Raw genomic sequence first — 10,849 nt, forward strand, 5'->3', positions numbered from 1 at the left:
CCGGCCCCCGCCTCGTCGAGTCGGTCGCCGGGGCCGCATCGCGGGGGGACAGAATGACGAGGGACGCAGAATCGCGGAATGGCGGACTCGGAGGCGCTGACGCAGGCGTCCGACTCTGAGACGCTGACTCGGGCGGTCCAGGCGCACTGCGACTATCCGACGGACCACCCTGAAAGCAAACCGTTTTCCGCGCGGTGAGCGTAGCCGACAGTCAATGCGAGCGTGGCTCTCCGTCTACCTGAAGGGCGTATTCATGGGTATCGCCGAAGGCATACCGGGCGTCTCGGGCGGCACCATCGCGCTGATCACCGGCATCTACGACCGACTCGTCGGAGCCATCGCGGCGTTCGACCCGCGGGTGGTCGCCGACCTGCCGAGGATCTACGACCCTGCTTCGCGCGGTCGGATCGCCGCGATGCTCCGCGAGATGGACGTCGGGTTCCTCGTGGTGCTGGTGGCGGGCATGGCGACCGCAGTGATCGGCGTGACGGGCATCATCGACGCGATTCGGCAGTCGAATCAGGCGATGCTGTACGCCTTCTTCTTCGGGCTCATTGCGGCCTCCGCAGTCGCACTTTGGGGCGAGTTCCGGATCGACACGCCAGGCGAGAAGGTCGTCGCAGTCGTCGGGTTCGTAATTGCGTTCCTGCTGGCGGGCGTCTCGGAGGGGTCGGCGGTCTCCCACGCTGCGCCGGTGCTGTTCGTCGCGGGCGCGATTGCCATCAGCGCGATGGTGCTGCCGGGCGTCTCGGGGTCGTTCCTGCTGCTGTTGTTCGGCCAGTACGAGTTCATGATCGGGACGCTCCACGACTTCATCGACGCCGCGGTCGAGTTCACGCGGGGCGGCCCGCTGGCCGACGCGGTCGGCTCGCTCGTCAGCATCGTGTGGTTCCTCGCGGGCGCGACGGTCGGCGTGCTCACGTTTGCCCGCGTCGTGGAGTGGGCGCTCGACCGCCACCGCCAACTCACGCTGACCTTCCTCGTCGCGCTGATGGTCGGAGCGCTCCGACTGCCGGCCGAGCGGGTCGTCGCGGCCGAGGGCGCGTGGCCGGTCGCACGCGTGGCCGCCGTCCTGCTCGCCGGACTCGTCGGTGCGGCCGCGGTCCTGCTGATGGACCACTACACCGACGACCTGCAGTACGGCGGCGACTCGGGCGCGGAGCGGACCCCCGCGGCGCACGACGACTGAGAACTGTTCTACTGCTCGAACAACGCCCGGAGCACCTTCGACTCGGCCTTCCGGAGATGCTCCGAGGCCGTACTCGGCGCGCAGTCCAACTCCTCGGCGACGTCCTCGTGGCTCGCGCTCCGTGGCACGTCGTAGTAGCCGAGCGCGAGCGCTGCCTCGACCGCATCGCGCTGGCGGGGCGAGAGGGCGGCAACCACGGAGTCGGGGTCGGCTGCGGTGGGACCGACGCGCTCGATCTCGAACTCTATCTCCTCGGGTGCCGAGTCGTTCAGCGCCTGCAACGCCGCCGCGTCGCCGACCAGCTCGAAGGTGACCCCGCCGTCGTCGGTGTGTTCGAGCGGCGAGGTGACGACGACGCCGCCCGCGCGGTACGTCTCGAAGAGCTCCCGCAGCAGCGGCGTGGTCTCGGCCCGGACCGTCGCGTAGAATCGACGCCCGGCCCCCGGCGCGAAGTCGGACGAGAGCACTTCGGGCGTCCCTTCGAGGTCCGCGGCGAACGCCTCGCGGTCGCCCTCGACGTGGAAGACGTGCGTGATGGTCTCGCCGACCATGTTCCAGTGGACCATCTCGGCGGCCTCGACGTACTCGCGCTCGGCCAGCATCGTGTGAACCGGATGGACCTCGGCGTCGGGCGCGTAGAACGTCAGCTGGAGGCGGCGCACGTCGTGGCGGTCGCCCGCCGGGCTTATAAAACCGCCGTGCGGATTCGGCAGAATCGCTACCGTTCCGGCGCTCGACGCTTCTCGCATGAACGTCTTCGTCGCGGGCGCGACCGGCGTGCTCGGCCGCCGACTCGTGGCCGAACTCGCCGAGCGCGGCCACGAGGTGATCGGACTGACCAGAGACGACTCGGGCGACGAACTGGTGCGCTCGCGGGGCGGCCTCCCCCGGCGTGGCGACGTGCTCGACCGCGACTCGCTCCGCGACGCCTGCGTGGACCACGGCGTCGATTCCGGTAACGGAATCGACGCCGTGGTCCACGCAGCGACCGCGATACCGACTGCCCAGAAGCCGACCGCCGACGAGTGGGAGCAAAACGGCCGGGTGCGCCGCGAGGGCGCGCGCAACCTGACCGCGGTGGCCGCCGAGGCAGACGCCGACCGGTTCGTGCAGGCGAGCGTGGTGTGGGTCGCCCGACAACCTGACGGTTCGGCGTTCGACGAGTCGGCCGACCCGCACCCGGACCGCACCACCCGCTCGGCGCTCGACGCCGAGCGCATCGCCCGCGAAGCCGGTGGCGCGACAGGAGGTGAGGAGTCTGGCTTCGATTCGGTGATCCTGCGGTGCGGGTTCTTCTACAGCCACGACTCCGCGCACACCCGGACCTTCGGCGAGCAGCTGCTGGCCGGGAAACTGCCAATCCTCGGCGGCGGCCTGCTCGGCAGAAGCGACGCCGAACTGTCGCTGCTCCACGCCGACGACGCCGCGACCGCGTTCGCAGCCGCGGTCGAGGGCGACGCCGCGGGGCTGTACCACGTCGTGGACGACGAGCCGGTGACGACCGCGAAACTGCTGCGGTCGTTCGCCGAGCGACTCGGTGCGTCCGAGCCCCGCCGGATACCGGGCTGGCTGGCGAAGTACCTCGCTGGCGAGGACACGGTGCGCCTGCTCACGAACTCGATGCCGACCAGCGCGGAGCGGTTCCGCCGGGACTTCGACTGGGAGCCGGAGCATCCGACCTACCGGGAGGGGCTGGACGCGGTCGTCGAACGGTGGACCGCGGACGGCACGCTCGCGGAGACGCCGGATGGGTACGAGTGGCGCGGGGCGGAGAGGTCCGCAATCGAGGCGTAGCTCGCGGCCGCAGTCACTCGATTGCGGTCCGGGGCTGTTGCGGTGTTGTGCGGTCTCTCCGAGGCGCAAGCAGTAGCTAGCTTGCTGTCTCGACTATCAGCGATTTTCGAGACAGTACTGTAAATCCCATCCTAACTGCATCCCCGAACACGATTTCCGAACCCCGAACAGGCAACTTTTTCCACGCACCGCTCCACACTCCGAGTATGAACCTCTCCGACGAACAGCAGGCCATCCGCGACGTCGTGCGGGAGTTCGCGGTCGAGGAGATCCGCCCGGTCGCGGGCGAGACCGACCGCGAGCAGACGTTCCCCGAGGACGTGTGGGACGGGCTGGCGGAGTTGGACCTGACCGGCATGACGGTGCCCGAGGAGTACGGCGGGCTCGACGTCGACCGGCTCACCTACAGCCTCGTGAACGAGGAGGTCGCGTACGGCGCGCTGTCGGTGGCGACCGCGCTGTCGGTCCACTGTCTCGCGACCTCCTGCATCGCGGAGTTCGGCGACGACGACCAGAAGGAGCGCTGGCTCCCCGAGATGGTCGACGGGCGACCGGTCGGTGCGTTCGCCCTCTCGGAACCGCAGGCGGGGTCGAACCCCGCCGAAATGACGACCGAAGCAAAGCGAGTCGAGCGCTCGGACGGCGGCGACGGCGAGGAGTACGTCATCAACGGCAAGAAGCAGTGGATCACCAACGGCCGGCGCTCGGGCGTGGTCGTGCTGTTCGCCAAGACCGACCGCGAGGACCCCCGCTCGGTCACGCAGTTCGTGATTCCGAAGGACGCCGACGGGCTGGAAGTCGGCAAGAAGGAGGACAAACTGGGGCTGCGAGCGAGCGACACGACGAGCCTGATCTTCGACGACGTGCGGATTCCCGCCGATAACCGCCTGACGGAGGAGGGCAAGGGACTCTCCGCTGCGTTCCACATCCTGACGGGCGGGCGCATCGGCATCGCCAGCCAGTCGGTCGGGCTGGCCCAGTCCGCGCTCGACGAGGCGGTCGAGTACGCCAAGCAGCGCGAGCAGTTCGACAGACCCATCGCCGACATCCAGACCATCCGGCACAAACTCGCCGACATGAAGACGGATCTGGAGGCCGCCCGGCTGCTCACCCGCGACGCGGCTCGTCGCGAGGACGAGGGCGAGAGCGTCGAGATGGCCGCCAGCATGGCGAAGTACTTCGCCAGCGAGGCCGCGGTCGACGTGGCCAACGAGGCGGTCCAGATCCACGGCGGCTACGGCTACACCACCGACTTCGACGTCGAGCGACTGTATCGGGACTCGAAGATCACGACCATCTACGAGGGGACGAGCGAGATCCAGAAGAAGGTCGTGGCTCGCAACCTGCTGGAGTGAGCGACCCGTTTTCGATTCCTCGCGAAGTTGTTGAAGTCGCTAAAAATAACGTTACACTTATCGCCCCCGGTTGAAAGTTCCCGAACGAGATGGAAATCTCCGAGGATTCCACGCTGGTGGACTTCGACGCCGACGACGCGCTCGCGGCGGCTCGACGGGTGGGCGACGGAGCCGTCAACCTCGCCATCGAGTACACGCCCGACGAGTTCCACACGCTCTACGCCGACGAGCTGACGATGTCGCTGTACGGCGACGACCCCGAGGAGATGCGCGACCACTTCGAGGAGGTCCACTCGTACGTCCACGTCGACTTCACCGAGCGCGACCTGTTCAGCGACCTGTTCCGGGGCGCTGGCGGCGTGCGCTCGTTCGTCACCTACATGGACCACGTGGTGCTCGTGCGCGTGCTTGTCGGCCAGCAGGGCCTGTTTGCGACCTGCGACCCCGAGGCCGACGTGACCGCCATCGTGGAGGCCATCGAGGACGCGCTCGACTGAGAGGTCCACAAGAGCCAGTTCGACCGACATTTCTTTCTCGGCGGTGGTCCTACCGTCGGCCGTGACCCGACACGACGCGGATCCTGCTCCCCGAGCGGTCGTCTACGACCTCGACGGCACGCTGGTCCGGCTCGCGGTCGATTGGGAGTCAGTGGAGCGCCGACTGGCCGACCTGCTGGAGCGCGAGGGGGTGGACGCCGACCCGTTGAGTTCGTGGGCGCTCCTCGACGCCGCGGAGGACGCGGGCGTCGGCGACGAGGCCGACGCCCTCATCGCGGACGCCGAGCGCGAGGGTGCCGAGAACTCCCGGCGGCTCGCGCTAGCCGACGAGGCCTCCGAGCGCGAGATTCCGGTCGGGGTCTGCTCGCTCAACCACTACGAGGCGGTCCGCATCGCGCTCGACGAGCACGACCTGACCGACCACGTCGAGGCGGTGGTCGGGCGCGGTACCGTGCCCGAGCGCAAGCCTCACCCGCGTGCGCTGCTCGCCGCGGTCGAGCAGTTGGGCGTCGATCCGGAAGAGACGCTGTTCGTCGGCGACTCGCCCAGCGACGAGGAGACTGCCGAGCGCGCCGGGACGCGATTCGAGTGGGTGTGAGAACGTCGAGTTGACGCGAACTGGCTCGAAAACGGATCGCGCTCGGTGATGCGTTTCACCGAAAGCACTTCTCGACGCATTCTACCGGACGCGCTCGGTGACCCTTCGTACCGGAAGCGCTTGGGGACTTTCCACTGGGCGCGCTCGATGGGATGAACCGCCGGGCGGGGGCTTTCAAAAAAGTATTCGCAGTAACTGACCTCCTGAGTTCAACTCCATCACATCGAGCTTAGCTGCCCTACTCCCGTTGTTCCCTGCGCGCGTAGAGAAATACGCCGGTCGCGACGAGGAACCAGACGAATGCGCCCACACGGATGGCGAACTCCGCGCGGGCGGCCCACGTCGGGAGCGAGACGCCCGCGAGCCACGCGACGAGGGCGACTATCGGTGCTCCCACGACGATGGTGAGGACGAAGGTGGTCTGCATCACCCACCCGTAATCGACGCCGTCGGGGTCGTGGGTCTCGACTGGTTCCGGCACGTCTGGAATCGATGGCTCTCGGGGCTTAAACGTTGCAGTCTCGCTCGGCGGACGTAGGTTTCTGGATGTCGAATCACCGACGAGATGAACGTGGCTTGTTTGCGTGATTCTGTTCTGGTGCGTGATTCTATTTTATATTTCACCCCGGCGCGCGAGCAACGCGCGCGAGCGACGAGCGAACGGAGTGAGCGAGGAGGCTGGGGAGGTGTGAGGCCTGCGGTAGCGGTTGCGGTTCTCATGTGTCGAGGCAGTAGCTAGCTTCACCGAAACGAAATCGGAGATCGAAAGCTCGGTGAAGCTAGCTACTCCCGAGGCATAGGAGAAACCGCACGGCACCGCAACCGCGAGAGCCTCTCAGACCGCCCCAGCCTCGCCGACCGCATGAACGCGGTCGGCTCCACCGGCAGACGATCCTGCTCGGCCTGCGGGCTGCGCGGGCTGGGACTGCCGAGCCTGCGCTCGGTTCCCTCGCGCAGACCTCGCACGCTAGGGCGCGCCGCGCCCAAACGCGCGCCAGATGACAGAGAGGAGGTCAGCGCACGCGAAGAAGAACGACGAGTCAGCGCACGCCGGAATTTCGATTCACCTTGAGAAGCTGCTGCCGTCTCCTCCTGCTAAATTCCCTCCTCGTCCAGAAACTCTCGGAGCGCCGCGTTGAACCCCTCGGGCTCCTCCAGCATGGCGAGGTGAGCCGCGCCGAGCACCTCGCGGTAGCGCGCGTCCGGGATCTCGGCGGCCAACTGCTCGTGGTAGTCCGGCGGCGTCAGCTTGTCGTGTTCGCCGACCACCGCGAGGGTGGGCACGTCCACCTCGTCGAGGCGGTCCCGAACGTCGAACTCGTGGCAGGTCTCGAAGTCCCGTCGGGTGACCCGCCGGCCGACCTCGCGCATCGACTCGGTCGAGAGTCGAACGTACCGCGAGTCGGCGTCGTGGAACAGCCGGTCCGGCCCGTGGAGGAACTCAACCGCCCGGTCGAAGTCCGACTCCAGCCACCGGCGCAGATCGTCGAGCACCGCGAGCTTCGCGCCGGTCCCGGCGAGCACGAGCCCGTCGAAGTCGTGGTCGCGCTCGATTGCGACGTGGAGCGCGACCGCACCGCCGAGCGAGTTGCCGACCAGCACGCTCGCGTCGGTCTCCGCGGCCACCGCGAGCACGTCGTCGGCGTAGGCCGACAGCGTCTCCCAGCCGGGGTCGGCGTTCACGTCCTCGGAGTCGCCATGGCCGCTCAGGTCCAGCGCGGCGACCGGACGCTCGCCCGCGAATCGACCGAGCTGGGCCTTCCAGACCTCGTGAGTTCCGCCAGAGCCGTGGACGCACAGCACCGGGGCGTCGCTGTCGTTCCGCCCTCCACCGTTCTGGCCTCCAGTACTCTGGCTCCCACTACCCCGGTCGGCCACGCGGTACGCGGTCGTCCGGCCGTGGTGCGTGATCTCGTTCATGCGGTTCGGTTCGCTCGCACGGACCAAAAATGCCCTCGGTCGCGGCTTCGCTGGCCCCAGCTTCCGAGTTCGCTGGGTTCGTCTCTGACATGGGACCCGGGCCGAAATGAGGATTTCCAGATATGAGCGCCGGTCCGACATCGACACCGGGCCAACACGGACACGGGGTCCGACTGGCGTACTGTACCCGAACCGCAATTCAGCCCTTTAGAACCGATACCGCCGCCTTCACGCGATTTCTCGTAGAAAGACTTAAGTATAGAAAGAACTAACTCGAAGTTAGGATTAGAATGTCACTGAAACACATCGCGGAACGCGACGACGTGTTCGCACGCCGGTACCAGTACGAGGACGCGGAGGTCCTCGTGGCCGACCTCGGCGACTCCGGAACGGCGTCTGTCGACGTTCTTGGCAACGAGGCCATCGTGGTCTTCGAAGACGACGACGAGACGCGCCAGTTGGAGCTGAGACTGCCCGAGGGAGAGGCGGAAGCGTTTATCATCAATGGCGTGCTCACTATCGAGGTGGGACAATGAAGCTCACCGTCAAGCCGCTGAAGCAGAAGGACGCCGGTCGCGGGCTGGCTGCAGTCGACCGCCAGTCCATGCACGAACTCGGGGTCGAGAACGGTGACTACGTGGTCATCGAGGGCGGCGAGAGCGGCCGGGCGGTCGCTCGCGTCTGGCCCGGCTACCCCGAGGACGAGGGCCGCGGGGTCGTCCGCATCGACGGCCAGCTCCGCCAGGAGGCCGGCGTGGGTATCGACGACAGGGTGACCATCGAGAAGGCCGACGTCAAGCCCGCCTCCTCGGTCACCATCGCGCTCCCCCAGAACCTCCAGATCCGGGGCGACATCACGCCCCACATCCGCGACAAGCTCAGCGGGCAGGCCATCACCAAGGGCCAGAACGTGCCCTTCGGCTTCGGCCTGATGGGCATGGGCTCCGGACAGTCCATCCCGCTGAAGGTCGCCAGCACCGACCCGCAGGGAACGGTCGTCGTGACCGACTCGACCGAGATCAACCTCAGCGAGCGCGCGGCCGAGGAGATCACCTCCGGCGCGGGTGGCGGCGGCGACGGTACGCCGAACGTCGCCTACGAGGACATCGGCGGCCTCGAGGGCGAACTCGAACAGGTCCGAGAGATGATCGAACTCCCGATGCGCCACCCCGAGCTGTTCAACCGGCTCGGCATCGAGCCCCCGAAGGGCGTGCTCCTGCACGGCCCGCCGGGCACCGGCAAGACCCTGATGGCGAAAGCCGTCGCCAACGAGATCGACGCGCACTTCCAGACCATCTCGGGCCCCGAGATCATGTCGAAGTACTACGGGGAGAGCGAGGAGAAGCTCCGCGAGGTGTTCGACGAGGCGACCGAGAACGCCCCGGCCATCGTGTTCATCGACGAACTCGACTCCATCGCGCCCAAGCGCGAGGAGGCTGGCGGCGACGTCGAACGCCGCGTCGTGGCCCAGCTCCTGTCGCTGATGGACGGGCTCGAATCCCGCGGCGAGGTGACGGTCATCGCCGCCACCAACCGCGTGGACGCCATCGACCCCGCGCTCCGGCGTCCCGGCCGGTTCGACCGCGAGATCGACATCGGCGTGCCCGACCGCGAGGGCCGCCTCGAGATCCTACAGGTCCACACCCGCGGGATGCCGATGACCGACGGCATCGACCTCGAGGCGTACGCCGACAACACCCACGGCTTCGTCGGCGCTGACCTCGAAAGTCTGGCCAAGGAGTCGGCGATGAACGCGCTCCGGCGCATCCGGCCCCAGATCGATCTGGAGTCCGACGAGATTCCCGCGGACGTGCTCGACTCGCTGCAGGTGACCGAGCGTGACTTCAAGGAGGCGCTGAAGGGCATCGAGCCCTCCGCGCTCCGCGAGGTGTTCGTCGAGGTCCCCGACGTGACGTGGAATCAGGTCGGCGGACTGGAGGACACCAAAGAGCGGCTCCGCGAGACGATCCAGTGGCCCCTCGACTACCCCGAGGTGTTCGAGGCGCTCGACATGGAGGCCGCCAAGGGCGTGTTGCTGTACGGCCCGCCGGGCACCGGCAAGACCCTGATGGCGAAGGCCGTCGCCAACGAGAGCGACAGCAACTTCATCTCGATCAAGGGCCCCGAGCTCCTCAGCAAGTGGGTCGGGGAGTCCGAGAAGGGCGTCCGCGAGATGTTCAGCAAGGCCCGCGAGAACGCCCCGACGGTGGTGTTCTTCGACGAGATCGACTCCATCGCGGGCGAACGCGGCCGCGGCTCCGGCGGCGGGTCGGAGGTCAGCGAGCGCGTCGTCTCCCAGCTGCTGACGGAGCTCGACGGGCTCGAAGAGCTCGAAGACGTTGTCGTCGTGGCCACCTCGAACCGGCCGGACCTCATCGATAGCGCACTCCTGCGCCCCGGCCGACTCGACCGGCACGTGCACGTTCCCGTGCCGGACGAGGACGCCCGCAAGGCCATCTTCGAGGTCCACACCCGCGACAAGCCGCTGGCCGACGACGTCGACCTCGACTGGCTGGCCGCGGAGACCGACGGCTTCGTCGGCGCGGACATCGAGGCGGTCGCCCGCGAGGCGTCGATGGCCGCGTCCCGGGAGTTCATCACCACCGTGGACCCCGAGGACATCGGCGAGAGCGTCGGGAACGTCCGCCTGAGCCGGGAGCACTTCGAGCAGGCGCTCGACGAGATTACCCCCAGCGTGGACGAACAGACCAAGGAGCACTACGAGGAGATCGAGGAACGGTTCGACTCGGCCGAGCCCGAGACCGAGCAGGACCAGCTCGGCAGGACCTTCCAATAGGACCTTTTATTGCGGTCGGGGAGCGCCGTTGGCGCTCCCCCCCTGATAAAAGCCCCACCAAAAACACCGTCAGAGCTTCGCTCTGACGAGCCTGCGGTCGCTCCGCTCCCGCAGACACGGCGTCACCCCCTCAGGCTCGCGCCGATGGCGCGAGCCTTCGAGGGATTCCTTGGTCCGCTCGCTCGTCGCTGGCGCTCGCGGTGTTACCGCTCGCGCGTTCGCGGCGCTTCGCGCCGCGCTACCGCTCCTCGCTCACGGTCGATTGCGGTGTGCGCCCGTGGAATTACGGTGTACTCCGGTGGAACGTGTCACCGAGCGCTGACTGACGCTGTTCGATTTTCTCAAAACCCGACACAGAAACAGGCGCTACTCCAGTTTTTCGGCCGCGCCGCGTTCGAGCAGCGGTTCGGCGTTCGCCTCCGGCAGGGTCACCACGTCCTCGCTGGCGAGGTCGTAGGTGCGCTCGTCCACGCCGAAGATCTCGCCCACGTCGTCGGTGACCCGGACGGTCGTGCGCTCGTCGAGGCCCGCGAGCGGGTCGTCGGTTTCGGTGTCGTCCGCCGAGCCGTCCGTCGAGTCCGCCGAATCTGGAGGGTCGCCGCCTTCGGCGTCCGAGGACGGCGACCCTTCGGCCTCGCCCACGACCGCACCCGCCTCCGCACCCGGGCGGGCGTCGGCCGCGCCCGAGTCCTCGGGCGC

Annotated in this window: 10 protein-coding genes and 1 pseudogene; 7 read left to right on the forward strand and 4 right to left on the reverse strand. The window is 67.8% G+C overall.

The genetic code is table 11. The features are described 5' to 3' along the window. The first annotated feature begins 214 nt into the window (after positions 1–214). Positions 215–1,189 (forward strand): DUF368 domain-containing protein, encoded by a 975-nt coding sequence (locus DPQ64_RS17805; protein WP_115865652.1) that lies wholly within the window; start codon positions 215–217, stop codon positions 1,187–1,189. 8 nt (positions 1,190–1,197) lie between these two features. Here DPQ64_RS17805 and DPQ64_RS17810 read toward each other — a convergent pair whose 3' ends face one another. Next, positions 1,198–1,938 carry a helix-turn-helix domain-containing protein gene (locus tag DPQ64_RS17810; RefSeq protein ID WP_157971777.1) on the reverse strand — a complete coding sequence of 247 codons (741 nt, stop codon included), beginning with the start codon at positions 1,936–1,938 and terminating at the stop codon, positions 1,198–1,200. Here DPQ64_RS17810 and DPQ64_RS17815 point away from each other — a divergent pair. The 4 genes from DPQ64_RS17815 to DPQ64_RS17830 all read left to right on the forward strand — a co-directional run bounded on the left by DPQ64_RS17815 (position 1,937) and on the right by DPQ64_RS17830 (position 5,433). Next, positions 1,937–2,983, forward strand: a complete 1,047-nt coding sequence (locus DPQ64_RS17815; protein ID WP_115865654.1) for an NAD-dependent epimerase/dehydratase family protein — start codon at positions 1,937–1,939, stop codon at positions 2,981–2,983. The genes DPQ64_RS17810 and DPQ64_RS17815 overlap by 2 nt on opposite strands. Before the next feature lie 206 nt (positions 2,984–3,189). Then, positions 3,190–4,338, forward strand: a complete 1,149-nt coding sequence (locus tag DPQ64_RS17820; RefSeq protein ID WP_115865655.1) for an acyl-CoA dehydrogenase family protein — start codon at positions 3,190–3,192, stop codon at positions 4,336–4,338. Between the two features lie 89 nt (positions 4,339–4,427). Beyond that, positions 4,428–4,835 (forward strand): hypothetical protein, encoded by a 408-nt coding sequence (locus tag DPQ64_RS17825; RefSeq protein ID WP_115865656.1) that lies wholly within the window; start codon positions 4,428–4,430, stop codon positions 4,833–4,835. Positions 4,836–4,896: 61 nt separating this feature from the next. Beyond that, complete coding sequence (locus tag DPQ64_RS17830) at positions 4,897–5,433, forward strand: HAD family hydrolase (protein WP_115865657.1); 537 nt, start codon at positions 4,897–4,899, stop codon at positions 5,431–5,433. A 238-nt stretch (positions 5,434–5,671) separates the two neighbouring features. On the opposite strand, the gene DPQ64_RS17835 is transcribed toward DPQ64_RS17830, so the two are convergent. Both DPQ64_RS17835 and DPQ64_RS17840 read right to left on the reverse strand, forming a co-directional pair. Beyond that, the gene (locus DPQ64_RS17835; RefSeq protein WP_115865658.1) at positions 5,672–5,914 is read right to left on the reverse strand and encodes a DUF5822 domain-containing protein; all 243 of its coding nucleotides are present in this window, start codon (positions 5,912–5,914) and stop codon (positions 5,672–5,674) included. 614 nt (positions 5,915–6,528) lie between these two features. Then, entirely contained in the window at positions 6,529–7,353 is an 825-nt protein-coding gene (locus tag DPQ64_RS17840; protein ID WP_115865659.1) for an alpha/beta fold hydrolase, read from the reverse strand. Between the two features lie 290 nt (positions 7,354–7,643). On the opposite strand from DPQ64_RS17840, the gene DPQ64_RS17845 reads away from it, so the two are divergent. Together DPQ64_RS17845 and DPQ64_RS17850 are read left to right on the forward strand one after the other, a co-directional pair. Beyond that, on the forward strand, positions 7,644–7,889 hold the full coding sequence (locus DPQ64_RS17845; protein ID WP_115865660.1) for a DUF7127 family protein: 246 nt from the start codon (positions 7,644–7,646) through the stop codon (positions 7,887–7,889). Continuing rightward, positions 7,886–10,150 carry a CDC48 family AAA ATPase gene (locus DPQ64_RS17850; RefSeq protein ID WP_115865661.1) on the forward strand — a complete coding sequence of 755 codons (2,265 nt, stop codon included), beginning with the start codon at positions 7,886–7,888 and terminating at the stop codon, positions 10,148–10,150. Before DPQ64_RS17845 ends, DPQ64_RS17850 begins: the two co-directional genes overlap by 4 nt. 366 nt (positions 10,151–10,516) lie before the next feature. On the opposite strand, the pseudogene DPQ64_RS17855 reads toward DPQ64_RS17850, so the two are convergent. Then, a pseudogene (locus DPQ64_RS17855) lies at positions 10,517–10,849 on the reverse strand (DNA replication protein); the annotation flags it as partial.

It is taken from the genome of Halorussus litoreus (genome assembly GCF_003382685.1).
GTDB classification, from domain to species: domain Archaea; phylum Halobacteriota; class Halobacteria; order Halobacteriales; family Haladaptataceae; genus Halorussus; species Halorussus litoreus.

Bases quoted from the DNA above. Each gene is read 5' to 3' on its own strand.
- DPQ64_RS17805 (WP_115865652.1), top strand. From the start codon at position 215: ATGCGAGCGTGGCTCTCCGTCTACCTGAAGGGCGTATTCATGGGTATC.
- DPQ64_RS17815 (WP_115865654.1), top strand. From the start codon at position 1,937: ATGAACGTCTTCGTCGCGGGCGCGACCGGCGTGCTCGGCCGCCGACTC.
- DPQ64_RS17810 (WP_157971777.1), bottom strand. From the start codon at position 1,938: ATGCGAGAAGCGTCGAGCGCCGGAACGGTAGCGATTCTGCCGAATCCG.
- DPQ64_RS17820 (WP_115865655.1), top strand. From the start codon at position 3,190: ATGAACCTCTCCGACGAACAGCAGGCCATCCGCGACGTCGTGCGGGAG.
- DPQ64_RS17825 (WP_115865656.1), top strand. From the start codon at position 4,428: ATGGAAATCTCCGAGGATTCCACGCTGGTGGACTTCGACGCCGACGAC.
- DPQ64_RS17840 (WP_115865659.1), bottom strand. From the start codon at position 7,353: ATGAACGAGATCACGCACCACGGCCGGACGACCGCGTACCGCGTGGCC.
- DPQ64_RS17845 (WP_115865660.1), top strand. From the start codon at position 7,644: ATGTCACTGAAACACATCGCGGAACGCGACGACGTGTTCGCACGCCGG.
- DPQ64_RS17850 (WP_115865661.1), top strand. From the start codon at position 7,886: ATGAAGCTCACCGTCAAGCCGCTGAAGCAGAAGGACGCCGGTCGCGGG.